Raw genomic sequence first — 24,691 nt, 5'->3', positions numbered from 1 at the left:
CGCGGACCGTCAAGGTCGACCTCCATGATCTCAAGCGGCTTTCCGGCGGCAACGGCAACGGCGGCGCGGGTTTTCATTTCTTTCTCCCAAACTTGCTTGCCGGGACGATCGATCGCCCGGCGTTGCGATAGAAATCATGCGGCCTTGGCCGGCCCCGCCGGGAACACGCCCGACATCACGGTAAAGCCTTTGATGCGTTTGACACGATCGCACCAACGCCGGATGGCGGGATAGTCCTGGCGCGTAATGCCGCCCTCCTCCGACAGCATGATGTAGGGAAAGCAGGCAATATCGGCGATGGTCGGATGATCGGCCGAGCAGATCCAGCCGCGGCCCTGCTGCTCGCCGAACCACAGATGCTCGTCGAGGATACGGAACAGCCGGTGCGCGCCGGCGCGTGCGGCATCGATGTCGAAATCGTAGAACAGCGCGTCGTGCAGGCGGGCGGCCGACGCCGTCGAAGTGATGCCGTCGGCGAAGGCCAGCCACTGGCTGATCTCGCCGAGCAGGGCCGGTCTGTTCCGGGGATACCATGTGCTCGACGGATCGTATTTCGACGCGAGGTAGACCAGGATCGCCTGGGCGTCGCGCAGGATCAGCCCTTCATCCTCGATGACCGGCAGCTGGCCAAGCGGATTGAGCTTCAGGAACCATTCCGACTTGTGTTCGCGGCCGGGGTAGAAGTCGACCGGCACGGTCTTGTAGTCAATGCTGAGAAAACTCATCAGCAGCCGCAGCTTGTAGCAATTGCCCGACAGTTCGTAATCGTAAAGCGTGATCATCGGGAGTTCCTAAATGTCGAGCACGAGGCGTGCCGATTTGGCGCGCGAGACGCAGGTCATGATCCTGGTTCCGGCCTTGCGCTCGGCATCGTTGAGGTAGACGTCCTGATGGTCCGGCTCGCCTTCGATCACGGTGGCGACGCAGGTGCCGCATGCGCCCTGCTCGCAGGACGACGGAACATCGATGCCATTCTCGCGCATGACCTGCATGATCGTCTTGCCGCCCGGCACTTGCAGCGTTACGCAGGAGCGCGCCAGCGCTACTTCGAAGCTCGAACTGTCGTCGATCTTGTTGGTGTTCTTGAAATATTCGAAATGGATGGCGGTATCCGGCCAGCCTTGCTCGGCGGCGATCTTGCGCGCGGCTTCCAGCATCGGTCCGGGACCGCAGATATAGAGATGCATGCCGTCCCGGTAACCGGCGAGAATCCCTCGAAGCTCGGCGCCGGTCGCGTCCGGCGACAGCCCGAGATGCGGCTTCAGCGCATCGCCGAGATGCTTCAGCCGATCGGCGAAAGCGAGGTGTTCCTGCCCTTGCGCAAAATAGTGCAGCTCGTGCGCCAGCTCCTGGTTCTTCAGCGCCTGCGCCATTGCGAGCAGCGGCGTGATGCCGATGCCGCCGGCGACGAACAGCGTCTTGATCGCGTCACGGCGCAGCGGGAAATTGTTGCGCGGCTCGGAAATCGCCAGCACGTCCCCCTCGCGCACAGTCTCGTGCATGCATTTCGAACCGCCCTTGGAATCGCGCTCCAGCTTGACGCCGATGATGAAGCTGTCGGTTTCACCAGGGCCGTTGGTGATCGAATACTGCCTGATCTCGCTATTGGGCATATGGACGTCGATATGGGCTCCAGGCTGGAACGTCGGCAGGATGCCCTTGATCGGGCGGAGCTCGAAACCGGCAACGCCGTCGGCCGCCTGCCATTTCCTGGCCACGCTGACGCGCAGCGCCGCCTTGCGGCCATGCGCGGTCACTTCGGGCATTTCGGCGAGTTCGGCCGACACCCTTTCGTAGACCGGCTCGATCGGTGCGGGCGCCGGTGCGTTCGCGACGTCGCGCTCGACCTTGTCGCGCAGCTTGGAAAGCCGCTCATTGTGGTGGCGCAGGATGGCGATGCGGGCGGCTGCTTCGACCTCCTGATCGAGCACGCCACGGATCATCGAACGGTTTGAATCAACCGGCTGCACGAAGAACACGCCGCGCGTCTCGGCACCACCATCGTGCGAGTGCAGCGCCACGGCAAAATCCCGCGCGGCCTCGATGATGGTTTCCGCGCCCTCGCCTTCGATCGCTGCGTTGGGCTGAAAGCGATAGGCCTTCAGCCCTTCGACGACCTTGTCGGCCGGCGCGTTGACCGCGATGCCGCGCAAGGCGAGCAGCTTGCCTTCGGTCAGCGCGGCAACATCCGGCACCTCGCCGCGAGGCTCCTCGGAGGACCAGACCAAGCCGTAGCGCTCGACCCCGGGGAAGGTGCGGTTGGTGATGGTGCGGGCCGGCGCGTCGGCAGGATGCGCGGGAATGTAGGTGCAGCCGGCGGTGCGGTTCGAATAACGCCAGCCGTGATATTGGCACTTCAGCTCGCGCCCGTCATTGATGCCTATCGACAGCCTGACGCCGCGATGCAGGCAACGGTTTTCCCAGATGTTGACGTAGCCGTCATCGGCACGCCAGACGGCGAATTCCCGGCCGAGCAATTGACCATGGAAAACGTGGCGGTACGGCAAATCATGGGAAGCGGCGATCGGATGCCACTGGCTTCTGGCTTCTTCCAACATCAATCGTCTCCAAGAATCTCGTCAGGCCGCAACCGGAATGACACCGTAGGTCACGCCCTTCTGGCTGAGCCAGCGCCGGTAGGCGATGGCCGACTTGTCGGCCCGGATGGGCGTTTCGGCGCGCGGATCGAGCGGCAGGCGTTTGGGCACCTGGTTTTCCAGGATCGGCTTGTCCTGGCCGAAGATCGTCTGCTGAAAGCGCTTGATCACCTTGTCTTCGTTGTCTTCGTCGAGCACGCAAAGCAGCATGTGGGCGCGCACGTGCTCCTGGTCGACCGGCTGCAGGAAGATGGCGATGACGTCGCGCCGTGCCTCGTCGACCGGGCTCGATTTGTAGAGCACGGAGCAATAGGGATGCGGCACGCGATAGACATAGTCCACGTCGGCGCCGCCACCGGAAGCGGTCGAAGCCATCGGCTGGAAGAAGCGGCAGCGCGTGGCCAGGATCTCGTCACGATCTACCGAGATCTCGACGTCGTATTCCTTGACCTCAGTGTGCGGCTCGACGCCCAATATGTCGGTATGCACATAGGGAAAGTGACCCATGTCGAGAAAGTTCTCGATGGCGCGCGGTGCCGAGACGTTGACGCCAAACGTGGCCGCGTTGAGCTTGCGGCGGTCCGGCTCTTCATATTCCGGGATCGGAAACAGCTCGGCCGGTGGCGAGCCGAGCGAAGTCCAGACATAGCCGTAGGCGCTTCTTGCCGGCAGCCTGTCGGCGGCTGGAATACGATCAACTCCTTGTACATCGGGACGTGAGCGCCAGACGACGGGCTCACCATCCACGTCGACCGCGAAGCTGAGCCGCTCCTCGAGCAGAATGGTGTCCTGGACACCGCCGGGAACGGTCTCGGCGATCGCCCCTACGGGATGCCAGAGATTGAGGATCACGGGATCCGAGCATTTTGTCATCGTTTTATCCTTTGGATGCCCCCAGACGTCATCAGGCTTGTGCCGGTATCGCGCCATAGGTGACGGCCCGATCACGCAACCAGCGCCGGTAGGAAACCGACACGGCATCGGCACGGATCGGGGTCTCGGCACGCGGATCGAGCGGCAGGCGCTTAGGTACCTGGTTCTCCAGGATCGGTTTGTCCTGGGCGAAGATCAATTGCATGAAGCTGCGCACCGTTCCCGCCTCCATGCCTTCCTTAAGATAGCAGAGGTAAGGATGCGCGATGCAGTTTTCCTCGTCCACCGGCTGCACGAACAGGGTAATGACGTCGAGCCGGTCCTTCTGGATCGGGTTGCTCTTGTAGAGAGCCACCGTGTAGGGCCGAATCACCTTGTAGATGTAGTCGACGACAAAGCCTTCCTTGGCGGTCGGCGAAGCCACCGGCTGATAGAATTTGCATTCGGTCGCCAGCACCTCGTCCTGCGCTGTGATCTCAACCTTGTAGGGCGCGACCTCGGTATGCGGCTCCTCGCCGAGCCAGCCGGTATGAATGAAGGGGAAATGCCCCATATCGAGAAAATTCTCGACCGCGCGGAGGCCCGACACCTTGACCGCGATCGAACCGCCGCTGACCAGATGCCGGTCTGCCTCATTGGCCTCAGGGATATAGATGATGTCGCGCCAGGGCTTGTCCAGGCAGGTCCAGATGAAGCCATAACGCTGGGCGCTTTTCAGCGTGGCGCCCGTATCGCTGCGAACGACTTCGATCTTGTTTGAACACTTGTGAACGGAGAGAGCGACCCCAAGCAGGCATGTGGCAAACCGCGTATCCTGGCTTAGCGATTCCTGATCCGCGACGATGTGCCAGTCGTTCAAAAGCTCGCGGTCAACGCAACGGGTTGCCATCGGCTTCCCTCCCAACTCGGCTAGCCCTTCACCATGAACCTAGCCCGACGTTTCGGGATGACGAAACCACAAGATTGGATACCAATCAACATTTTTTTGTCGTGCAAAATCCTTTTTTGTGTTGACAGATTATGATGATTGAATTCCGATATGAGAAAGCTGAACCTGGGATATGTCATGTCCTGACGAGGCATGTCGCCATCACGAAAGCCCGCTGATCATGTCGTCGAAATGGCGGAGAACCATGCCTTGAGCAGCCGTTCCCAGACCATCGCGGATACGCTGACCCGCGCCATCATCGACCATCGCCTCGTGCCCGGCTGCAAGCTCGGCGAACGCGAACTCTCCGAAATATTCAACGTGAGCCGCATCGTGGTGCGCCAGGCCCTGATCCGGCTCGCCGATGACGGGCTGGCCCAGATCGAACGCAACCGCGGTGCCTTCGTCGCCAAGCCGAGCATGCAGGAGGCGATGGAGATCTACGACGCGTTGACGCTCGTCGAACAGGGCGTCGCAGCACAGCTCAGCGATCGCCTTGGGCCGGCCGGCTGGGCCGAACTGCGCCAGCATGTCGAGCGCCAGCGCCAAGCTGTTGCCGCCGGCAACGATGCGCTGGCCGACGTGCTGGGCCAAGAGTTCCATACCGTGTTCGTACGCCTCAGCCGCAACAAGGTCATGCAGGAAATCCACGCGCAGCTGGTGCGCCGCACGACGCTGCTGCGCTCCCTCATTTCAGCCGATTTCGACTATTGCAATCTGCTGGACGACCACTCGCGGGTCGTCGACCTGCTGGAGAAGGGCCGGCTGAAACCGGCCATGGACCTGATCGACACCCACCACCGCGCGGTGGTGCGCGGCTACATCATGGATCGCGCAGTGTTTCCAGAGATGACGCCTGCCGAAGCGCTGGCGCCCTATCTCGACGGCAAGGCCGACGGCGCGACTGTACCGCTGCGAAGATTGTCGAATGCATCCGGCGGCGGCGACGCGGCAACGCATCTCCACCTCCATATCCCCAGAACAGACCGGGCACCGACAAGCCGGGCATCAACAAAAAAGACCAACAGAGGGCTACCGTCATGAAGAAACTGACGAGACGTGAATTCCTGAAACACAGCGGCGCGGCCGGCGCGGCTCTTGGCGCGGGAGCGCTGAGCACCATCGCACAGGCGCAGGAGGTGCTGAAGATCGGTGCCGTCTACGTCTCGCCGGTCGCCGAGATCGGCTGGACCAAGCAGCACAGCCTCGGCGTCGAGGCCATCAAGGCCGAATTCGGCGACAAGGTCGAGCTCACCGTCATCGACAACATCTTCATGCCGCAGGACGCCGAGCGTGTCTTCCGCGAACTGGCCAGCGCCGGCAACAGGCTGATCTTCGGCACAAGCTTTTCGCATGGAACGCCGATGCAGAAGGTGGCGCCGCGCTTTCCCAAGGTGGCGTTCGAACACTGCTCAGGCATCGTCCACCTAGCCAATCTGGGAACCTTCGAAGCGAAATATTACGAAGGCACCTTCGTCGCCGGCGCGGCGGGCGGCTACATGTCCAAATCGGGCAAGATCGGTTTCATCGGCGGCTTTCCGATCCCCGACATCGTCGGTCCGGCAAATGCGCTGCTGCTTGGCGCGCAGAGCGTCAATCCAAACGCGACCTGCAACACCATCTTCCTGAATTCCTGGTTCGACCCGGGCAAGGAGAAGGAGGCGGCCAAGACGCTGATCTCTCAAGGCTGCGACGTGGTCTGCTCGATGACGGACACCGCGACCGGCGTACAGGTCGCCGGCGAAGGTGGCGCCTGGTCGATCGGCTATGCCAGCGACATGTCGAAATTCGCCTCGGGCAAGCAGCTGACCTCTTTCGTTCTCGATTGGACCAGCGACTATGTCGGCGCAGCCAAGGCCGTGGCCGCCGGTACCTGGAAGCCGGAAGTCCGCTGGGACGGATTGGCGGCCGGGGTGGTGAAAATGGCCCCCTACAATGAGGGTATCCCCGCCGATGCGCGCGCCAAGCTCAAGCAGCTCGAGGCCGACATCGGCAGCGGCAAGCTTCATCCCTACGCCGGGGAACTGAAGGATCAGGACGGCAACGTCAAGGTTGCCGCCGGTTCGGTTCTGGCCGATGACGACATTCGCGGCATGAACTGGTTCGTGAAGGGGATGATCGGCAGGCTGAGCTGATCACCGTAAAAGTGCCGGGAGACGCCCAAGTCCATACCTTCGGCGTCTCCTTGCCTGGTTCCCGTCCAACCTCGCTTCACGCCACGGCAGGACCCGCCATGCATCCGCGACTAGAACTGCGCAACATCTGCAAGCGCTATCCCGGCGTCGTCGCCAATGACGATGTGTCGCTGTCGATTCAACCCGGCGAGATCCATGCCGTGCTGGGCGAAAACGGCGCCGGCAAATCCACCCTGATGAAAATCATCTACGGGGCGACGCAAGCCGATTCCGGCGAGATCTTTTGCGACGGCAATCCGATCGCCACGCACACCCCGGCGATGTCGCGCGCACTCGGCATCGAAATGGTCTATCAGCATTTCGCGCTGTTCGAATCCGTTTCGGTGGTCGAGAACATAGCGCTCTCGGCCAGCAGCGCATACGACCTGCCTTCGCTCGCCGACAAGATCCGCGATATGTCGCGCCGCTACGGCATGCCCATCGACCCGCATCGCCAGGTGCACGACCTGTCGGTCGGCGAGCGCCAGCGCGTCGAGATCGTGCGCTGCCTGCTGCAGGCGCCGAAACTGCTGATCCTCGACGAGCCGACCTCGGTACTGACGCCGCAGGCGGTGGTGAAGCTGTTCGAGACGCTCCGCCAACTTGCCGCCGAGGGCTGCGGCATCGTCTATATCAGCCACAAGCTCGACGAGGTCCAGGAGCTCTGCGACACCGCCACCGTGCTGCGCAACGGCAAGGTCACCGGTACCGCGCGTCCGAAGGAGACGACGTCGCTGGAGCTTGCCCGCATGATGGTGGGTTCGAAGCTGCCTGAAATGCATGTCGGCCCGCCGACGCCAAGCGACAGACCGGTGCTCGAGGTCAACAGACTTACGGTGAAGTCCCGGGATCATTTCGGCGTCGACCTGAAGGACATTTCTTTCAAGGTGCATGGCGGCGAGATTGTCGGCCTGGCCGGGGTTTCCGGCAATGGCCAGGCCGAGCTGATCGCCTTGCTCAGCGGCGAGCGCACGCATGAGCGCAGCGACGCCATCCGGATTTGCGGAACCGGCGCAGCCCGCCTTCGCCCGCACGAGCGCCGCAAGCTCGGCGTCGCCTTCGTTCCCGAAGAGCGGCTCGGGCGCGGCGCCGTGCCCTCGCACACGCTGTGGGAGAATGCGGTGCTGACCGCGCACCGCTTCGGCACGGTGCGCAACGGGCTGGTCGACCGGCGCCGGGCCAAGGCGTTCGCCGCCGGCATAATCGATAGGTTCAAGGTCAAGGCCAACGGGCCGCAGGCGACCGCGCAAAGCCTGTCCGGCGGCAATCTGCAGAAATTCATCGTCGGGCGTGAGATCGCGCTCCAGCCGAAGCTCCTCCTGGTGTCTCAGCCGACCTGGGGGGTTGACGTCGGCGCGAGCGCCTTCATCCGGCAGACCATCGTCGATCTCAGCCGCGCCGGCGCGGCGGTGCTCGTCGTCTCCGAGGAACTCGACGAGTTGTTCGAGATCTGCGACCGGCTGCTGGTCATTTGCCAAGGGAAGGTTTCCCCACCGCTGGCGCGCAAGACGACCGATCGCGAGGAGATCGGACTTCTGATGACGGGCCGCGGCATGAGCGACGGCGCATTGGCCAATGGGGGTGGCAACAATGCGCTTCAGGATTGAACAAAGGCCGGAGCCCTCCTCGCTGATGCGCGTTGCCGCGCCGGCGCTGGCGACCCTGTTGACTGTCGTCGTCGGATCGATTTTCTTCGCCTCCCTCGGACATGATCCGCTGGCGACCCTCCATGCCTTCTTCATCGAGCCGCTCTCTTCCATGAACGGCCTGTCCGAATGGCTGCTCAAGGCCTCGCCGCTGATCCTCATTGCTTGCGGGCTGGCGGTCGGCTTCCGCGCCAATGTCTGGAATATCGGCGCCGAGGGCCAGTTCACCATGGGGGCAATCGCGGCCAGCGGCGTGGGGCTTTTCTGGCCGAACCCCGAAAGCGTGCTGCTGTTGCCGCTGATGTTCATCGCCGGCATGGGCGCCGGCATGGCCTGGGCGGCAATCCCCGCCTTTCTGCGCGCCCGCATGAACACCAACGAGATCCTCGTCACGCTGATGATGACCTATATCGCGACGCTGTTCCTGTCCTATCTCGTGCACGGACCGTGGCGCGATCCGGCCGGCTTCAACTATCCGCAGACGGCACTTCTGCCGACGGCGGCCCTGTTCGAATCCTTTGACCCCGCCTATCGCCTCAACCCGTCGATCTTCATCACGGTCGTCGCCGTGCTCCTGATGTGGCTGTTCACCGACCGCAGCTTCCTCGGCTACAAGATGTCGGTGAGCGGGGCTGCACCGCTTGCCGCCCGTTATGCCGGCTTTCGCGAATCGGCTGCGGTCTGGATCGGACTGCTGGCGGGAGGTGCCGCGGCCGGCATCGCCGGCATGGCGGAAGCCGCCGGGCCGCTCGGGCAGCTCTCGCCTCAGATTTCGCCAGGCTACGGCTTCGCGGCCATCATCGTTGCCTTCGTCGGACGGCTGAACGCCTTCGGTATCGTGCTTGGCGGGCTGTTGATGTCGCTGCTTTTCCTCGGCGGCGAAGGTGTGCAGATGACGCTCGGCCTGCCTTCGGCCCTGACGCGGATCTTCCAGGGCATCCTGCTGTTCTTCCTGCTCGCCGCCGACTTCTTCATCTTCTATCGCGTTCGACTGGTGCGACCCGTCCGGGACACGCATGCGCTGGAGACGGCACGATGAGCGGATTTCGGATCGTGCGGGAGACAGCCTGATGGATCTGTTCATCGCCATCTTCACCGGCACCGTCATTGCCGCCACACCGCTGATATTCGCCGCGCTCGGCGAGCTCGTGGTGGAGAAGTCGGGTGTCCTCAATCTCGGAATCGAAGGCATGATGCTGATGGGCGCCGCATTGGCATTCTGGGCCGTCACCGCGGGCTATCCGATGCCTGTGGCGATCCTGGCCGGCGCGTTGGCGGGTGCGGCCGCCTCGCTGCTGTTCGGCGTTCTGGCGCTGACGTTCCTGACCAACCAATATGCAGCCGGCCTGGCGCTGGCGATCTTCGGTTCGGGCGTCTCCGCCTTCCTCGGGCGCGGCTTCGGCAGCGAGCCGATCGAGGCACTGCGCCGCCTCGACATCCCCGTTCTGTCCGATCTGCCGCTGATCGGTCCGCTACTGTTCCGCTTCGATCCGATGGTCTATCTGGCCCTGCTGATGTTCGTCGCCATCAGTTGGTTTCTCTACCGCACGAAAGCTGGCCTGGTGCTGCGCACGATCGGCGAGTCGCCGCAGACGTCGCATGCGATCGGCTATCCCGTGATCAGGATCCGCTACATGGCCGTGCTGTTCGGCGGGCTGATGGCAGGCCTGGCAGGCGCCTATTTGTCGGTCGCCTACACGCCGCTCTGGGTCGAGAACATGACTGCCGGCAAGGGTTGGATCGCGCTTGCGCTGGTGGTCTTCGCCACCTGGCGGCCGCTGCGCATCCTGCTTGGCGCGTGGCTGTTCGGCGGGATGACGATCCTTCAGTTGCAAGGTCAGGCGCTGGGGCTGGACGTGCCATCCGAACTGCTCTCGGCCCTGCCTTATCTCGCCACCATCATCGTTCTGGTGCTGATCTCACGAAACCGCCAGATGCTGGCCCTGCACTTCCCGGCCTCGCTGGCAAAACCTTTTCGCCCGACGAGTTGACCTTCTGCGAAATGCTACTTCCCTTGCTGGAGAAGGCTCAAGTCGATCTCGGTAATATGCCAGCGACCCAGATTGGCGGTATAGAGCTTGTCGCCCTTGAAGGCGATGTTGGTGGGGTGCGCCAGCGTGGTTGCGGCGGGATCCTCGATCAGCACTTCGAGACCTTTGTCCTTTTGCCAGCGATAAATACGGCTGGGCTCATAACATGAGATGAACAATGAGCCGTCAGGCGCAAAGGCCACTCCGTCCGGAACATTGTGCACGCCCTCGACGACGATCTCACGAGCCCCCGCCGATCCGTCAGCAAGGATCGGCACATAGCTGATGCAGGGTGCGTCGCTTTCCACGACATAGAGGCCGTTGCCGTCCGGCGCCATCGCCATGCCGTTGGCGAACGACATCGCCTCCCGGCACCACAGGCCGCCCTCGCCCGTCTTGAGATCGTAGCGGAAGATGCCCGAGCGATTGTCCTGGCCAACGCTGTCCGAAACGAAGAGCCAACCCCTCGCCTCGTCGACGATCGGGTAGTTCGGCACGCGAATGCCGGCCGACGCGAAGCGCTCCATGCGCGCTGTCGCGGCATCCCAGCGGAAAATCGCGGCATGCCTGAGGTCGCAGGCAAAGCAGTTTCCCGCGCTGTCGAAAGCGATGCCGAGCAGAAAACCGTCGGTGCCGCCCATGCGCCCGACCGAGCCGCCATCGGCGGCCAGCCGCAGCAGGTCGCCGGTTTCGGTGCCACACCAGATCGAGCCATCGCGGTGAACGGCCACGCCCTCCGGATGCGCGACGCGCGGGCTGGTGAAGATGCCGTCGAAGAAAACGCGCGCGGCTGACATGTCGAGCAACGGCTTGGCCATGGGATCTCAGCTTTCGACAAGCGCCGTCTGCGCGGTGATGCAGCGTCCGACCATCGCGCGGTCGGCTTCAAGAATCTCGGCGATCAGCGCGCCGCGCTCCTTGGCGCTGACGAATTCCAGACGGCGCAGACCGAGCGGGTCGATGCGGTTTCGCAAGATGGCGAGCGTGTTGTCGGAAGGCAGCGAGACCTCGCGGCAACAGGGGTCGAACGACACCGCAAATCCGGTGGCGTCACGGATCTGCTGCTGCGTGACGTCCGGCATGGTTTCGACGACGATCAATTCCCTCGAAGTCTCGTCGAGCCGGAAGACGCAGAGATCGGTGAAGACCAGCGCCCTGCCGGTGCGATAGCCCATCGGCTCGCGTTCGGCCGCCGTCAGCAACCCCCGGGCGGAACTGACGATCTCGACCTCGTCCACCAGCGACTGGATCGAGTGGCGGGGGATGTAGAGCAGGTAATCGCGGTGCATGTTGGCGACATCGGCCATGCCGCCTTGCCCCGGCAACCGGATGAGGCCGCCGCTTGGTTTGCGCAGTGCGATCGTGTTGACGCGGCCGCGCCGGTCGACCTGTGCCGCGCCGACGATCTCGTGCGTCACCGCGCCGGCCTGGTAATAGGTCGAGTAGGTGTCGTCGCCGCCGGCATGCGCGACAGCCGTTTCGCAATCGAAGCTTTCGATCAGCGAGAGGATCATCGGGCTCGGCGCGATGTCGAGATGGCCGCAGCTCATCGTCGCGATGATCATGTCCGGCGCGTGCGTGGCCTTGGCCAGCCGGTAGGCGACGTTGGCCAGCGGCGAGACCGCACCCGCGCTGGCGAAGCTCTCATTGGTGAGTTCGGCGGCGATGCGAGCGGCGATGATCTCGTCGACGGATGCTTTCTCTTCGGCGCGCGCAAGCGCCGGCATGGCAAGCGCTGTGTTAGCTCGAACCTTCGCAGCTCTTTGCAACGGCTTCGGCACGCCCTCGGAAGGCGGGCGCAGATTGTCCGCCAAAGGCGTTTGCCGGTCGGCGAACGCCTCCGACAATCGCTGATAATCCGTGACGTAAAACGGCAGGCACGAGGCCGGATAGGCGCCGGCCGGCGCCAGCGCAATCGCCGAAACCTGGTTGCGGGTCAGCACGCTCTGGCGGCCGTCCTGGCGCAGCGTCCCGCCCGGCACGATTTCCTCGACCGTGACCAGCACCTTGCGCGCCGCACCCGCCATGGCGAAGTCCAGCGCGCGGGGCCCGATGATCTGCACATTGCCGCTTTCATCGGCGCGCTGGGCATGGACGACGAATGTGTCGAGCCGCAGCGGCGGGACGAATCCGTTTTCGGTACCGGCAATCGGATCAGGTCTGGCGCTCGCACCCGGCACGCGCGCCAGCATGCCCGATCCCAGCGGAAGCTGGAACGGCATCGAGGGCAGGTTCTGCTGCGCCGCCCGCAGCGCCTGGATCATGGCCAGCGCCGTCCAATCGCGAACCGGTATCGCGCCGCTTTCGGCGGCTGCGCGGAATTTTGGCGGCAAGCCGAAAATGTCGAGGCTGGAGAAACAGAGGTCGATCTCAGCCACGGCATGCGCTTCGAGCAGCAGTTCGAGGGGCAAGCCGCCGGCCCAGCAGATGTAATGCAGATCCTTGACGCCCGACCGGGCTATCGCACGCAGCAATGCGATCGGCAGCCGGGCGAAATGGTGGCCGCCGACACCAAACGATTCGCCATGGCCGACCATCGCGGCCAGTCCTTCGACATCCGTGAAGCGCGGCCGGTTCGGCTTGACCAGGGACATTGCGGCACGGTTCGTCACAGCGCGGATGCCTCGATGCGATAGCGGGTCACGAACTGTTTTTCAGGCGAGAATTCCTGCGCCGTCGCAATGCCGGATTGCGCGATCGGATTGTCGGCCAACGCTGTCGCCGGGCCGAGCCCGAAGGGCGAGCAGATCGGCTCGATGCCGATGGCGACATGGCGCCCGTTCCAGGGTGCTGCTTTGCGGCCACGATTGGAGTACCAGAGCAAAAGGCTCGGGAAATGCTCCTTCTGCCAGGAAAGTTTCACGCGGTACCCGTCCGCATGATTGGCGAGCGCCACCGTGCCATCCAGGCCCTCGATCTGCAACAATTCCTCCGTGTCGGCCACCAGCGGCGGTCGCGAAGCATCAGCCATGCCGCCCGCGCGGGCCGGTACGCTCGACAAGTCAGTGAAGGACGCGTTCCGGGCGAACAGTTCAGCGCCAGTTTCGACATCGTGTGGATAGGTGCGACCGTGATCGAAGGAACCAAGTTCCAGCGCGGCGGCGCCGATCTCCGCTGGCAGCCGGAACACCGGATGCAAGCCGATCGGCAATCGGCAGGCATGGCGAACGACGATCTTGAATTCAACGTCGACGGCTGGCATCGACGGATCGGGCGTCACCGTCCGCTCGACACGCCCGACCGGGCTTCCGGCTGGATAGGCGAGTGTCAGTGACAACGATCCTTTGGCGCTCTCGCGCCATTGCCAGTCATGGTTGGAGCTATGGCCATGGGCTTCCTCGCCCTCCTCCGGCGAGCCCATCACCCGAGCCCAGTCCTCGGGCCATCCCTCGGCAGGCACCGAATAGCCGAACGGCACGCAGGGCCATTCGCCGCGCAGCTTGCGCAGGATGCCTGGCAGCGCTTGCGCCTGCGGCTCGTTCGACCACGGCGCAATGTTCATCGGCGAAACCTGCCGACCGTCCTCCAGAATGAACGTAACCGGCGCCAGCATCGCGCCAAGCCGCTGGACAGTCAGCGCGCCATGCGCCCAGCCCAATCCGCGATAATCGTCGCCCGCGTTCACGGCCCGCCCTTCTTTGCCTTTGTCGTGCTCCGCTCGGCGAACTCCTTGACGCGCTGCTGGCCGATCTCGCTGCGATAGAGCTCACCCAATATGTCGCGCTCCATGGTGAGCCCATCGTCCAGATCGCCGGACACGGCATGCGCCGTCAGCGCCTTCAGTCCCTCGATTGCGGCAGCAGGCTCGGCGGCGATCATTTCGGCCAGTTCCAGCGCGCGCGGCATCAGCCGGTCGACCTCGACGATCTCGTTGACCAGACCGGCAGCGACGAATTCCGAGGCCGGGACGATGGCGCCGGTCATCAGCAGGAAATTGGCGCGGTTGCGGCCGAGCTTGGCCACGCTGCGTTGCGTGCCGCCGCCGCCGGGGATCAGCCCGAGCTTGATTTCCGGCAGGCCGAGCTTGGCGAATTGGTTGGCGATGACGAGGTCGCAGCACAGCACCAGCTCCATGCCGCCGCCCAGCGCGAAGCCGTTGACCGCCGCGATCACCGGTTTGCGGTTGTTCTCGATGGCCGCGTACATGCGCATGCCGGCAGCCTGGAAAATGTCGAATTCCGGTCCGGTCTGGGCGGCGTATTCCTTGATGTCGGCGCCGGCCATGAAGCCGCGCCCTTCCCCTGTCACCACGATCGCCCCGATGCTTGCATCGCCGGATAGCGACTCGAAGGTTTCAGTGATCTCGCCTTGCATCAGCCGGTTCATGGCGTTGAGCTGATCGGCGCGGCGGAAGGTGACGATCGCGACCCGGCCCGCGGTTTCGACCGTGAGTGTCTGGTAGGCGCGCATCGTCAGGCGGCGTCCACGGTCATGTCACCGGACGCCTCCAATGCGGCGATCTCGTCCTTGGAGAGGCCGAACTCGGCCAGGATCTCGCGGCCGTGCTGGCCGACCAGCGGCGCCGGCCGTTCTATGGTCGCGGGCGTCTCGCTCATCTTGACCGCCGGGGCGACCACCTGCACCTTGCCGCCGCGCGGATGGTCGTAGCTGGTGATCATGCCCATGTGCTTGACCTGCGGGTCCTCAGCGGCGCGGCGGATATCCTTCACCTCGGCGCACCAGATATCGGCTGCCAGCAGCCGCGCCAACAAATCCTGCGTGGCGAATTTCCTGGTCTCGGCATTCACCTTCTCGAAGACTTCATCGCGCTTGTCGAACAAAGTCTTGAGATCGTCGTAGACGGCAAGCTGCGGCGCCTCCAGCACCTCGTAGAGCGTCTTGAACGGGCTCATGGCGATCGACACGTAGCCGCCGTCGCTGGTCTCGTAGATGCCAAACGGCGCCTGCATGCCGGGATGGCCGATCCCGGAATTCGGCCGCACGAAGTCCTCACCAAGGTTGAGCACCGCGACATATTCCTGGTTGAGGTGCGCCAAGAGGCCGGCCAGCAGGTTGACCTCGATCTTCTGGCCCTTGCCGGTCTTCTCGCGATAATAGAGCGCCGACAGGATGCCGTAGACCATGTTCATGGCGCCGATCTGGTCGGCGAGGCCGGCGCCGGCGGGAACCGGGGCTTGATCGCCGCGGCCGGTGTTGGCGATCAGCCCTGCGAGCCCCTGGATCAGCATGTCCTGGCCGGGGCGCTCGACATAAGGCCCTTCCTCGCCATAGCCCGAGCCCGAGCAATAGATGATGCGCGGATTGACGGTCTTGAAATCCTCATAACCATAGCCGAGCTTGGCCAGCACGCCTGGGCGGAAGTTCTGCACCACCACGTCGGCGCTTTTCGCCATCTCCATGATGATGGCATGCACCTTGCGGCTCTTCAGGTTGAGCGCGATCGAACGCTTGTTGCGGTTCCAGGCGAGGAAGTTCGGGCTCTCCGAACCGCCGACCCACTTGGCGAAAAAGGTCATGCCACGGAACATGTCGCCGGCGCCGGCGCGCTCGATCTTGATGACATCGGCGCCCATGTCGCCGAGCAGCTGGGTAGCGAACGGCCCCTGCAGCAGATGGCTGAAATCGAGGATGCGGACGCCTTCGAGGGCCTTGTTCATGTCATGTCTCGTTTCAAAATTTTCAAAGCAGTTCGGGAACGTAGCGCGGCGCCGCCGTCAGCCCGCCATCGACGCGCAGGTCGGTGCCGGTGGTGAAGCCGGCGGCATCGGAGGCAAGATAGACGGCGGCCTCGGCCACTTCCGAAGGCTCGCCGATACGGCCGAGCGGATGCATCTTGACCCAGGCCTTGGCAAGATTGCCGCCGATCTCCTTGATGAGTTTGTCGTTCATCGGCGTGTTGATGGTGCCCGGCGAGATCGAATTGACGCGGATGTTCAGCGGCCCGAATTCAACCGCCATCTGGCGTGTCATCGCCATGACCGCGCCCTTGGCGCCGGCATAGGCGGTCCAGCCATCAAGCCCGATGTGGCCTTGCGCGGAGGCCATGTTGATGATCGAGCCCGATTTCTGCGCGATCATGTGCGGCAGCGCGTATTTACAGGCGCGAAACACGCTGGTCAGGTTGACTGCTATCAGCCGGTGCCACTGCTCGTCGGTCATCTCGTGCACCGGCATGCCGCCAATGGCAATGGCCGCGTTGTTGACGAGGATGTCGAGGCGTCCCGTCTTTTTGACGGCACTGTCGATGAGGCCTGAAATGTCGGCCTCCTGCGAAACGTCGCAATGCAGATAGTCGGCGCGGTGGCCGGCGGCGCGAAGTGCGGCCGCGAAATCCTCACCAGCGCTGTCGGCGATGTCGCCCAGGAAGACATGCGCCCCTTCGCGCGCCATCGCTTGCGTGATCGCGTGGCCGATCCCGTCGGCCGCACCAGTGATGACGGCGATTTTTGCTTCAAGACGAGCCATCTTCAGCCTCCATTCGCACGCCGGCGTTTCGCTTCATCAAGGGCGACCGCGGCAATGATGATCATGCCGGTGATGACCAGCTGCCACTCGGTCGGCAGGCCAAGCCCGCGCAGGCCGTTGGACAGGAATTGCAGGATCAGCACGCCCAGCGCCATGCCGGTCAGGCTGCCGATGCCGCCGGCAAGACTGACCCCGCCGAGCACGGTGGCGGCAACCACCTGGAATTCGAAATTGAGCCCCGCCGTATGCTGTGCCGAGCCGACCCGCGCGGCCAGGATGATGCCGGCGACCGTCGCCAGCAGCGCGCTGATGATGAAGCAGATGAACTTGACCCGCCGCACGTCGTAGCCTGCAAGACGGGCCACTTCCTGATTGCCGCCGACGGCATAGATTTGCCGTCCGAACGGCCGGTGCTGCATCATGTAGGCGAAGGCGGCGAGCAGGACGATGGCGATGACGGCCGAATAGGGGATGACGTTGAACAGGCGGCCATCCGACAGCGCGATGAAGCTGTCGAGGCTGGCATCGTCAGGGATCGCCCGCTGACCAGTGTAGAGATAGACGCCGCCGCGCATGATGAACATCGTGCCCAGCGTCACGATCAGCGAGTTGATGCCGGCATAGGCGGTGAGATAGCCGTTGACGACACCGATGATCAGCCCGAACAACAGCGCGCCGCCGACGCCGAGCAGCAGCGAATTGGTGTCGTTCATGATGATGATCAGCGGCAGTGCAATGGTCGCCAGCAGCGATCCGATCGAAATATCGACCTCGCCGGAAATGAAGACGATGGCGCAGCCAATGCCGGCGGTGAGCGCGAGCGAGGCCTGGCCGAGCACATTGGTCATGTTGCGCACGGAGAAGAAATTCTCGACGGTAACGGAGAAGAAAGCCAGCACCAGCACGAGGCAGACCAGCAGCGCCAATTCCTGCCGGGCAAAGAGCCGCGCCAGCATGGACGGCCGGGCTTTCGCGGAGACTGTATTCACAACGCTCATGTCTTATCCGATCGCCGCATTGAGGATCTTCTCCTGCGTGGCTTCGTCGCGCGGCATGATCGCGGTCAGGCGGCCTTCGCACATCACCGCGACCCGGTCGGCAAGACCGAGCAGTTCCGGCATCTCCGACGTCATCATGACGACAGCCAAGCCTTCGCCGGCGAGCCGGTCGATCAGGGCGAATATCTCCGACTTGGCGCCGACATCGATGCCGCGGGTCGGCTCGTCGACGACGATGACCTTGAGGCCGCGCATCAGCCAGCGCGAGATCAGCACCTTCTGCTGGTTGCCGCCAGACAGGTTCTTCACCTCTTGGAACAGGCTGGGCGTCTTGATGCGGAAGCGGTCGACGTAATCCTGCACCGCTTTGTGTTCCCTGGCCTTATCGACGAAGCCCATGCGGGCGAAGGCGCCGAGCGAGGCGAGGCTGGCATTCTGGTAGACAGGCAGCTCGCCCATCAGCCCTTCGCTCTTGCGATCCTCGGTGAGCAGACCGATACCTAACCTGACGCCGGTGCGCGTATCGTGCGGCGAGAGGCGCTGGCCGTCGACGGTGATCGTGCCCGAAGTGATCGGATCGTAACCGACGATCGCCTTGGCGAGTTCGGTGCGACCGGCGCCCATCAGCCCGAAGAAGCCGAGCACCTCGCCGGCGCGCGCCTCGAAGGACACGCCGTTGAGCTTCTTCGCCGTGCTGAGCTTGTCCACTGACAGGGCTACCTTGCTAGCCGGTGCGCCACGCTTGCGGGGAAACAGATTTTCGATGCGCCGGCCGATCATGTCCTGGATCAGCGTGTCGTTGGTGTGCTCGCGGATCGGCTTGGTCGAGATGTGGCGCCCGTCGCGCAGCACCGTCACCGTGTCGGCGATCTCGAACACTTCGTCGAGCTTATGGCTGACATAGACCACCGCGATGCCGAGGTCGGCAAGCCGGCGGATGACGGTGAACAGCAGCGAAACCTCGTTCGGCGTCAGCGAGGATGTCGGCTCGTCCATCACCACCACGCGGGCTTCATGAGCGAGCGCGCGGGCGATCTCGACCATTTGCTGCTGGCTGACCGGCAACGAGCCGGTTCGCGCCGCCGGATCGACGTTGAAGCCGATGCGGTCGAAGAGCGCGGCTGAATCGGCGCGGATCTTCTTCCAGTCGATGGAGCCGCTTCTGCCGGTCGGATAGCCTTCCAGGAAGATGTTCTCGGCAACGGTGAATTCGGAGATCAGCGCGATCTCCTGGAACACGACCTTGATGCCTTGCTTCAAGCTGTCGCGCGGCGACTTGATGTCGACCTCGCGTCCGTGCATGCGGATGGAGCCGGCATCCTTGCCGTAGACGCCGGCCATGATCTTGATCAGCGTCGACTTGCCGGCGCCGTTCTCGCCCATCAGCGCATGGATCTTGCCGGGCTCCAGGGTGAAGTCGACATTGTCGAGCGCCACGACGCCGGGAAAGCGCTTGCCGATGCCGCGCAATTCCAGCGCCGGCACATCGGTATCGATGGCCGCGCCTTCGCCAGGATGCAGGAAATCAACGGACATTGGCTCTGTTCCGGATGATGTCGAGATAGGTTGCCAGGATGATGACGATGCCCGGCACCACCATCTGCAAATCCTGGTTCCAGCCGAGGATGATGATGCCGTTGTCGATCACCTTCAGCACCAGAACGCCAAGCAAGGTACCGAACAGCGAACCACGGCCACCAAGCAGGCTGGTGCCGCCGACGATGACGGCGGCAATCACCGTCAGCTCGAAGCCACGGCCGGCGGTCGGCTGGCCGGCATTCATCAGCGACGACAGGATCATGCCGGCAACACCGACGCACAGGCCGGTGACGACGAAGGCCAACAGCTTGAGCCGTTCCGAGCGAATGCCTGACAGGCGCACCGCCTTTTCATTGGCGCCGACCGCGTAGAGGTAGCGGCCGAGCGTGGTGAAGCGCAGCGTCACATAGGCAACCACGAAGATCAGCGCCGCCAGGATGACGGGAACCGGCACGGGGCCGACATAACCGGCGCCGAGATCGGTGAAGCTTGCCAATTGGTTGTGGTTCTGCACCGCCTCGCGCGTGAACAGATAGACGCCGCCCTGCAGCATCATCATCGTGCCGATGGTGGCGATCAGCGAATTCACCCTGAGCCTGGTGACGACCAGCCCGTTGAACAGGCCGACCCCGCCGGCAAAGGCGAGCGCCGCCAGCATGCCGAGCGTAAGACTATGGGTGGAATTGAGCACTGCCATGCCGATGCAGCCGACGAAGGCGAGCGACGCGCCGACCGACAAGTCGACCTCGGCGGTGATGATGAGCATGGTCATGCCCGAGGCGACGATCAGCACCAGAGCGCATTGGCGCAGGATGGCGATGATGTTGGCCTCCGAATAGAATTGCGGCGCCGCGATCGAGATGGCGATGCACAGCACGGCCAGGATTGCGCCCAGCACGAGCTGGCTGCTGCCCAGAAGGTTGCCGCCGATGAAACGCTTCGACGCGGAGGCCTGTGTAAGCTCGCTCATTTCAGTCCATTCCCGGCCGTTTGCCTGGTCCCTCTGGAACCTGTCGTGTCGAACCCGGCATTTGTCTTGGCCACCGAAAGGTCCTGGCCGCCTGCCCTTCCCGCAACACGGGAAGGGCGATATCCGCCGGCCTTATTTCTTCAGGTCGGCGGAGGTCTTCATGCACTTTGCCGGCGGCTGCAGCGCGTTGACGGCATCCCATTTGATGGTGCGGGTGGTGCCGTCATAGTCATAGAACTTCTTCCAATCGTCGCCGTTCATCGGCGCGGTCGGGCTGACGATGTGCTCCGGCACTTCCTCATTGTTGAAAAGCTTCACCGCGGCATCGATGGCGGTAAAGCCTTCCTTCTCGGGGAACATCGCGGCTTCGATGCGGTAGGAAGGCTCGTTCTGCATCGCGTTGATGAAGGCAAGCCCTTCGCCGCCCGTGCCGACCGTCAACAGGCCATCCTGCGACTTGCCCGCCGCTTTCCAGGCCTGCAGGCCACCCAACGAAGACGAATCATTGATGCCGTAGATGATGTTGATATCGGCGTTCTTGGCCAGTGCCGCGGAGGACACTTCGAGAGCGCGGTCCGGATTGCCGCCGCCGTCGAGATCGTGGACCATGACCGCATCGGGGATGATGGTCTTCAGCCCGTCCATGAAGCCGTGCGAGCGCAGCACGGTGGCGGAAAGCAGCGGCAGGCCTACATTCATCACCTTGGCAACGCCGCCGAGCTTTTCCTTCGCGTATTTGCCGGCCTCGACGCCGGAGAAATAGCCGGTGTCGTAGTCGCAGATGGCGACCATGGTGGTCATGCCCTTGACCGGATTGCCTTCCAGCACGACCGGCACGTTGGCGGCCTTGGCCTGGCGCAGCAGCGGCACCACGCCTTCTTCGTTCACCGGGGTGATGATCAGCACGTCGACGCCCTTGGCGATGAAGTCTTCGGCCGCGGCGACCTGCTTGGCTATGTCGAGATTGGCATCCTGCACCTCGACCTCGATGCCGAGTTCCTTACCGTGAGCCTTCATGCCCTTGATGACGTTCTGATACCACTCATGGGTGGCGTAGTTGGTGACGTAGCCGATGCGCTTGGGCATGTTCTCGGCATGCGCGGCGGCGGCGCCGAGCGCCAGCACGGCGGCGGACGCAAACAGGATTGACTTGGACCAGAGCATTTTCTTCTCCCAGATTTATCGCTTTTGTTAGTCGCTGAACGGATAGTCCCGCCGTTCCGGGTCGGCACGTAAGGAGTTGGTGGCTTCGCCCCAGCCGAGTGCCGCCGATATCTTCTCGGCGGCGGCGCGGGTGCGTTCGAAGACGGTTTCGCTGTCGAACCGCGCCGCCTTCTGCGGCAGCAGCGGCACGGTTAGCGCGGCGATGACGGCACCGGTGTGATCGTGCACAGGCATGGAGATGTTGGTGCAGGCCGCAACGGCCAAGGAAGCGCGCATCTCGTAGCCGAGCCTGGCGACCTCGTTCAGCCGCGCCTCGATTTCGGCCCGCGTGCCCTGGCCCTCACCGGCGGCCACGATGCGCTCGACGATGCGGTCGCGCTCGGCCCGGTTCGAATGGGCGAGCAGCACGGCACCCGAACTTGTTTCGAGGATCGGGAAATGCGACCCGAGTGCTACCGAGTAGCGCATCGGCAGCGGCGAATCGATCTGCAAAACCACCAGTGCGTTCTGGCCCTCGCGCACCACGAGATGGCAGCTCTGGTCGGCATTGGCGGTCAATTCGCGCATCACCGGCAGAGCGCATTCCACCAGCCGGTTTACCGGCGGATGCATGTGCGCCAGTTCGAACAGCTTCAGCGACAGCCGGAAACGGTCCGATTGCGTGCGAAAGATATAGCCCCGTTTCTCCAGCAGAAGCAGGATGCGGTAGATCTCGTGAATGGAGCGGCCGAGGCCGGTCGCGATCTCGGTCTGGGTCAGCGTTTCGGCGCTGGAGGCCATGAATTCCAGAACGTCGAGCGCCTTCTCCACCGCCGGCACGCGATAGCCGTTGCGGCCGCTTTCGCCCTCGTCGAGCGTCTCGGCAACGCTGGCGGCCATCAGGCGACGCTCCGTTCCGGCTGGACTTGCCTGGTTTCGCGGTAGAGGCTGTTGACGTGGCCTGCGAGTTCGGTCGCCGACATGTCACCGGCTATGGCTGCGGCGGCATGCGGCGCGCATTCGCGGAAGAAGGCGATGAAGCCCGGATGGGTCGGACGCAGATAGGACGAGGCGATCGTCCGCAGCGTCGAGCCGAAGAAATCGCCGGAAAGACCATTGACCCCGGCATCCTTCCAGGCAGCCAGCGAACCCGGTTGTCCGCCAGACTTCACATAGTCGCCGCGCTGGTATTCGGGCGAGCACAGGAACAGTGCGTAGTCGATCGCGGCCTGCTTGTGCTTCGAGTGGGCGCTGACGCCGATGCCGGCACCGCCGAGCAAGGCGCCGGCGGCTTGCGGGGTGGGCACGTCGGCGAAGCGCAAATGGGGCCTGTCGGGTTTCGAGGCGTAATTCACATAGCCGAAGGCGAACGGCACGTAGACAACGTCGTCATGCGCGATCATGTGGTCGTAGCAGCGGATCGGATTCCATTTCGACGAGTCCGGATGCGAAAGCGCGGCAAGCTCGCGCAATTGCGCAATCGCCTGCTCGACCATTTCCTTCGCGATGAATTGCTCGCCATCTTCCTGGGGACGGCCAAGCGTCAGAAGCAGACACATGGCGTCGGTCGGCACGAAGGGCAGGCCGAGCCACTTGCCGTCGCTGCGCGCGCGCCGGCCAAGCTCCAGCACTTCCTGGTGCGTGCTGGGCACCGGCCCGTAGCGCTCCAGCAAATCCGGCCGATAGGAGGCGACCTGGCAGGCGGCATCGATCGGCAGCGCCCACTGACGGCTGTTCTTCTGGTAGGAGCGCCAGGACGCCCCGACTGAGTCACGTTCGAAGAAATGGATCTGTTCGGCCGACAGATAAGCGTCGAACGGGACCATCAGTTCATCCTGGGCGATATCGCCGATGAAGGGATGGTCGAACACGACCAGATCGTAAGTGCCGAGCACCGGACCGAGGGCGCCCTCACCGAATTCATAGAGGCTGCGGCGGTCCCATTGGATCTCCAGGCCGGGATGCGCGGCGCAATAGGACTCGATGCTGGCGTCCAGCGGACCCCAGCATCGTCTATGATCCCACGCCAGTCCGCGCAGCTTCGTCATGCCACTCAAATCCTCCCGGCACCGGCAATAGCCGGCTCGCCATCGACACTAGCACCATTTTTCATATGCGCAACTTGTTTTCATTTGCGCAAAAAGCACACACATCCTCCCGACTGGCCGATGCAGGGTTCAAGCCAGATCGAAACGCTCCACGGCGCGCATGATGCCGCGCAGTTCAGCCAAACCCTTGAGCCGTCCGATAAGCGAATAGCCGGGGTTGATCTTTTTCTTGCCGATGTCGTCGGCAAGCAGATGCCCATGGTCCGGCCGCATCGGGATTTGCCAGTCGGCCCGGCCCTGCTCGCGACGGCGCTTTTCTTCCTGCATCAGAGCGAGGATGACGTGCGCCATGTCGGTGCCGCCTTCGAGATGCTCGGCTTCATAGAACGAGCCGTCCTCCTCGATGGAGATGTTGCGCAGGTGGACGAAATGGATGCGGTCGGCGAATTCCTTGACCATGGCGACGATGTCGTTGTCGGCGCGCGTGCCGTAGGAGCCGGTGCAGAAGGTCAGTCCATTGGCGGGACTGTCGACGGCGTTGAGGATGAAACGCGCGTCCTGTGCCGTCGAAACCACGCGCGGCAGGCCGTAGAGCGAGAATGGCGGGTCGTCGGGATGGATGCACATGCGCACCCCCTCCTCTTCGGCCGCCGGAATGATCTCGCGCAGGAACCAGGCGAGGTTGTCGCGCAACTCCTTCGGCCCGATCGAATCGTATTCAGCCAGGGCTTCGCGAAAACTGTCCCTGTTATAGCTGCGTTCGGTCGCCGGCAGGCCGGCAATGAGGTTGCGCTCGATCCGGTCGATCTGCTCTGGCGTCAGCATCTTCAGCCGCTTCTCGGCCTCGGCGATACGCGCCGGCGTATAGCTTGCCGCACCGTTCTTGCGCTGCAGCACGAAAAGATCGTAGGCCGCGAAATCGATCGCATCGAAGCGCAGCGCATAGCCGGTTGTCGGCAGGCGATACATCAGGTCGGTGCGGGTCCAGTCCACCACCGGCATGAAATTGTAGCAGATCGTCTCGATGCCGGCCCTGGCGAGCGCCCGGATGCTGTCGCGGTAGTAGCCGGCATAGCGCTCGCGCTCGGGCGCGCCGATCTTGAAGGAATTGTGCACCGGAATGCTCTCGACGACCGACCATTTCAGGCCAGCCGCCTCGATGATCCGCTTGCGCTCGAGCACATCGGCCTCAGGCCAGGCGCGGCCGTCATAGATCTGGTGCAACGCGGAGACAACGCCGGTGGCGCCGGCCTGCCTGACATGTTCAAGCGTCACCGGATCATCGGGACCATACCAGCGCCAGCACTGTTCCATGAAGC

Annotated in this window: 22 protein-coding genes; 5 read left to right on the top strand and 17 right to left on the bottom strand. The window is 63.5% G+C overall.

Annotation, left to right across the window (positions count from 1 at the left end):
• Window positions 1-134: 134 nt before the first annotated feature.
• Genes FJ986_RS05540 through FJ986_RS05525 form a run of 4 tightly spaced genes read right to left on the bottom strand, consistent with a single transcriptional unit; the run spans window position 135 to window position 4,359 of the window.
• Window positions 135-782 (bottom strand): glutathione S-transferase, encoded by a 648-nt coding sequence (locus tag FJ986_RS05540; RefSeq protein ID WP_140673614.1) that lies wholly within the window; start codon window positions 780-782, stop codon window positions 135-137.
• A gap of 9 nt (window positions 783-791) precedes the next feature.
• Window positions 792-2,558, bottom strand: a complete 1,767-nt coding sequence (locus FJ986_RS05535) for a Rieske 2Fe-2S domain-containing protein (RefSeq protein WP_140673612.1) — start codon at window positions 2,556-2,558, stop codon at window positions 792-794.
• Between the two features lie 21 nt (window positions 2,559-2,579).
• The gene (locus FJ986_RS05530) at window positions 2,580-3,470 is read right to left on the bottom strand and encodes an aromatic ring-hydroxylating dioxygenase subunit alpha (protein WP_140561634.1); all 891 of its coding nucleotides are present in this window, start codon (window positions 3,468-3,470) and stop codon (window positions 2,580-2,582) included.
• 31 nt (window positions 3,471-3,501) lie between these two features.
• Entirely contained in the window at window positions 3,502-4,359 is an 858-nt protein-coding gene (locus tag FJ986_RS05525) for an aromatic ring-hydroxylating dioxygenase subunit alpha (RefSeq protein WP_140561636.1), read from the bottom strand.
• Between the two features lie 249 nt (window positions 4,360-4,608).
• Here FJ986_RS05525 and FJ986_RS05520 point away from each other — a divergent pair, with 249 nt between their 5' ends.
• The 5 genes from FJ986_RS05520 (at window position 4,609) to FJ986_RS05500 (ending at window position 10,209) form a co-directional block, all read left to right on the top strand.
• Window positions 4,609-5,442 (top strand): GntR family transcriptional regulator, encoded by an 834-nt coding sequence (locus FJ986_RS05520; protein WP_140497518.1) that lies wholly within the window; start codon window positions 4,609-4,611, stop codon window positions 5,440-5,442.
• Window positions 5,439-6,533 carry a BMP family ABC transporter substrate-binding protein gene (locus FJ986_RS05515; protein WP_140555643.1) on the top strand — a complete coding sequence of 365 codons (1,095 nt, stop codon included), beginning with the start codon at window positions 5,439-5,441 and terminating at the stop codon, window positions 6,531-6,533. Before FJ986_RS05520 ends, FJ986_RS05515 begins: the two co-directional genes overlap by 4 nt.
• Before the next feature lie 98 nt (window positions 6,534-6,631).
• A complete protein-coding gene (locus FJ986_RS05510; RefSeq protein ID WP_140561638.1) occupies window positions 6,632-8,179 on the top strand; it encodes an ABC transporter ATP-binding protein in 1,548 nt (515 codons plus the stop codon).
• A complete protein-coding gene (locus tag FJ986_RS05505) occupies window positions 8,163-9,257 on the top strand; it encodes an ABC transporter permease (RefSeq protein WP_140561639.1) in 1,095 nt (364 codons plus the stop codon). Before FJ986_RS05510 ends, FJ986_RS05505 begins: the two co-directional genes overlap by 17 nt.
• Before the next feature lie 31 nt (window positions 9,258-9,288).
• Complete coding sequence (locus FJ986_RS05500) at window positions 9,289-10,209, top strand: ABC transporter permease (protein WP_140515241.1); 921 nt, start codon at window positions 9,289-9,291, stop codon at window positions 10,207-10,209.
• Window positions 10,210-10,223: 14 nt separating this feature from the next.
• Here FJ986_RS05500 and FJ986_RS05495 read toward each other — a convergent pair whose 3' ends face one another.
• From FJ986_RS05495 to uxuA, 13 genes are all read right to left on the bottom strand, one after another.
• Window positions 10,224-11,066, bottom strand: coding sequence for an SMP-30/gluconolactonase/LRE family protein (locus tag FJ986_RS05495; RefSeq protein ID WP_140497508.1), 843 nt, complete (start codon window positions 11,064-11,066; stop codon window positions 10,224-10,226).
• Window positions 11,067-11,072: 6 nt separating this feature from the next.
• Entirely contained in the window at window positions 11,073-12,842 is a 1,770-nt protein-coding gene (locus FJ986_RS05490; protein WP_140515240.1) for a CoA-transferase, read from the bottom strand.
• A gap of 14 nt (window positions 12,843-12,856) precedes the next feature.
• The gene (locus FJ986_RS05485; RefSeq protein ID WP_140515239.1) at window positions 12,857-13,873 is read right to left on the bottom strand and encodes a hypothetical protein; all 1,017 of its coding nucleotides are present in this window, start codon (window positions 13,871-13,873) and stop codon (window positions 12,857-12,859) included.
• Window positions 13,870-14,658, bottom strand: coding sequence for an enoyl-CoA hydratase/isomerase family protein (locus FJ986_RS05480; protein WP_140497502.1), 789 nt, complete (start codon window positions 14,656-14,658; stop codon window positions 13,870-13,872). Before FJ986_RS05480 ends, FJ986_RS05485 begins: the two co-directional genes overlap by 4 nt.
• Window positions 14,659-14,660: 2 nt before the next feature.
• Window positions 14,661-15,866 carry a CaiB/BaiF CoA-transferase family protein gene (locus tag FJ986_RS05475; protein ID WP_140515238.1) on the bottom strand — a complete coding sequence of 402 codons (1,206 nt, stop codon included), beginning with the start codon at window positions 15,864-15,866 and terminating at the stop codon, window positions 14,661-14,663.
• 22 nt (window positions 15,867-15,888) lie between these two features.
• Window positions 15,889-16,674, bottom strand: coding sequence for an SDR family oxidoreductase (locus FJ986_RS05470; protein ID WP_140515237.1), 786 nt, complete (start codon window positions 16,672-16,674; stop codon window positions 15,889-15,891).
• A 2-nt stretch (window positions 16,675-16,676) separates the two neighbouring features.
• Window positions 16,677-17,672 carry an ABC transporter permease gene (locus FJ986_RS05465; RefSeq protein ID WP_140515236.1) on the bottom strand — a complete coding sequence of 332 codons (996 nt, stop codon included), beginning with the start codon at window positions 17,670-17,672 and terminating at the stop codon, window positions 16,677-16,679.
• A 3-nt stretch (window positions 17,673-17,675) separates the two neighbouring features.
• Entirely contained in the window at window positions 17,676-19,208 is a 1,533-nt protein-coding gene (locus FJ986_RS05460) for a sugar ABC transporter ATP-binding protein (RefSeq protein WP_140515235.1), read from the bottom strand.
• Window positions 19,198-20,181, bottom strand: a complete 984-nt coding sequence (locus tag FJ986_RS05455; protein ID WP_140673609.1) for an ABC transporter permease — start codon at window positions 20,179-20,181, stop codon at window positions 19,198-19,200. The genes FJ986_RS05460 and FJ986_RS05455 overlap by 11 nt, the downstream gene beginning before the upstream one ends.
• Before the next feature lie 132 nt (window positions 20,182-20,313).
• The gene (locus FJ986_RS05450; RefSeq protein WP_027027652.1) at window positions 20,314-21,345 is read right to left on the bottom strand and encodes a sugar ABC transporter substrate-binding protein; all 1,032 of its coding nucleotides are present in this window, start codon (window positions 21,343-21,345) and stop codon (window positions 20,314-20,316) included.
• A gap of 27 nt (window positions 21,346-21,372) precedes the next feature.
• Entirely contained in the window at window positions 21,373-22,224 is an 852-nt protein-coding gene (locus FJ986_RS05445; protein ID WP_140515233.1) for an IclR family transcriptional regulator, read from the bottom strand.
• Complete coding sequence (locus FJ986_RS05440; protein ID WP_140673607.1) at window positions 22,224-23,372, bottom strand: extracellular solute-binding protein; 1,149 nt, start codon at window positions 23,370-23,372, stop codon at window positions 22,224-22,226. The genes FJ986_RS05445 and FJ986_RS05440 overlap by 1 nt, the downstream gene beginning before the upstream one ends.
• A 129-nt stretch (window positions 23,373-23,501) precedes the next feature.
• Window positions 23,502-24,686, bottom strand: coding sequence for a mannonate dehydratase (gene uxuA, locus FJ986_RS05435; RefSeq protein WP_140673605.1), 1,185 nt, complete (start codon window positions 24,684-24,686; stop codon window positions 23,502-23,504).
• Window positions 24,687-24,691: the final 5 nt, after the last annotated feature.

The organism is Mesorhizobium sp. B1-1-1 (genome assembly GCF_006442955.1).
Taxonomy (GTDB): domain Bacteria; phylum Pseudomonadota; class Alphaproteobacteria; order Rhizobiales; family Rhizobiaceae; genus Mesorhizobium.
Note: the sequence above shows the minus strand (reverse complement) of the source record. Positions and strands in the feature narration are given on the sequence as shown.

What these genes read in the sequence shown, in the direction of transcription:
- FJ986_RS05540 (WP_140673614.1), bottom strand. Translation starts at nt 782, where the DNA reads ATGATCACGCTTTACGATTACGAACTGTCGGGCAATTGCTACAAGCTG.
- FJ986_RS05535 (WP_140673612.1), bottom strand. Translation starts at nt 2,558, where the DNA reads ATGTTGGAAGAAGCCAGAAGCCAGTGGCATCCGATCGCCGCTTCCCAT.
- FJ986_RS05530 (WP_140561634.1), bottom strand. Translation starts at nt 3,470, where the DNA reads ATGACAAAATGCTCGGATCCCGTGATCCTCAATCTCTGGCATCCCGTA.
- FJ986_RS05525 (WP_140561636.1), bottom strand. Translation starts at nt 4,359, where the DNA reads ATGGCAACCCGTTGCGTTGACCGCGAGCTTTTGAACGACTGGCACATC.
- FJ986_RS05515 (WP_140555643.1), top strand. Translation starts at nt 5,439, where the DNA reads ATGAAGAAACTGACGAGACGTGAATTCCTGAAACACAGCGGCGCGGCC.
- FJ986_RS05510 (WP_140561638.1), top strand. Translation starts at nt 6,632, where the DNA reads ATGCATCCGCGACTAGAACTGCGCAACATCTGCAAGCGCTATCCCGGC.
- FJ986_RS05505 (WP_140561639.1), top strand. Translation starts at nt 8,163, where the DNA reads ATGCGCTTCAGGATTGAACAAAGGCCGGAGCCCTCCTCGCTGATGCGC.
- FJ986_RS05500 (WP_140515241.1), top strand. Translation starts at nt 9,289, where the DNA reads ATGGATCTGTTCATCGCCATCTTCACCGGCACCGTCATTGCCGCCACA.
- FJ986_RS05495 (WP_140497508.1), bottom strand. Translation starts at nt 11,066, where the DNA reads ATGGCCAAGCCGTTGCTCGACATGTCAGCCGCGCGCGTTTTCTTCGAC.
- FJ986_RS05490 (WP_140515240.1), bottom strand. Translation starts at nt 12,842, where the DNA reads ATGTCCCTGGTCAAGCCGAACCGGCCGCGCTTCACGGATGTCGAAGGA.
- FJ986_RS05480 (WP_140497502.1), bottom strand. Translation starts at nt 14,658, where the DNA reads ATGCGCGCCTACCAGACACTCACGGTCGAAACCGCGGGCCGGGTCGCG.
- FJ986_RS05475 (WP_140515238.1), bottom strand. Translation starts at nt 15,866, where the DNA reads ATGAACAAGGCCCTCGAAGGCGTCCGCATCCTCGATTTCAGCCATCTG.
- FJ986_RS05470 (WP_140515237.1), bottom strand. Translation starts at nt 16,674, where the DNA reads ATGGCTCGTCTTGAAGCAAAAATCGCCGTCATCACTGGTGCGGCCGAC.
- FJ986_RS05465 (WP_140515236.1), bottom strand. Translation starts at nt 17,672, where the DNA reads ATGAGCGTTGTGAATACAGTCTCCGCGAAAGCCCGGCCGTCCATGCTG.
- FJ986_RS05460 (WP_140515235.1), bottom strand. Translation starts at nt 19,208, where the DNA reads ATGTCCGTTGATTTCCTGCATCCTGGCGAAGGCGCGGCCATCGATACC.
- FJ986_RS05455 (WP_140673609.1), bottom strand. Translation starts at nt 20,181, where the DNA reads ATGAGCGAGCTTACACAGGCCTCCGCGTCGAAGCGTTTCATCGGCGGC.
- FJ986_RS05450 (WP_027027652.1), bottom strand. Translation starts at nt 21,345, where the DNA reads ATGCTCTGGTCCAAGTCAATCCTGTTTGCGTCCGCCGCCGTGCTGGCG.
- FJ986_RS05445 (WP_140515233.1), bottom strand. Translation starts at nt 22,224, where the DNA reads ATGGCCGCCAGCGTTGCCGAGACGCTCGACGAGGGCGAAAGCGGCCGC.
- FJ986_RS05440 (WP_140673607.1), bottom strand. Translation starts at nt 23,372, where the DNA reads ATGACGAAGCTGCGCGGACTGGCGTGGGATCATAGACGATGCTGGGGT.
- uxuA (WP_140673605.1), bottom strand. Translation starts at nt 24,686, where the DNA reads ATGGAACAGTGCTGGCGCTGGTATGGTCCCGATGATCCGGTGACGCTT.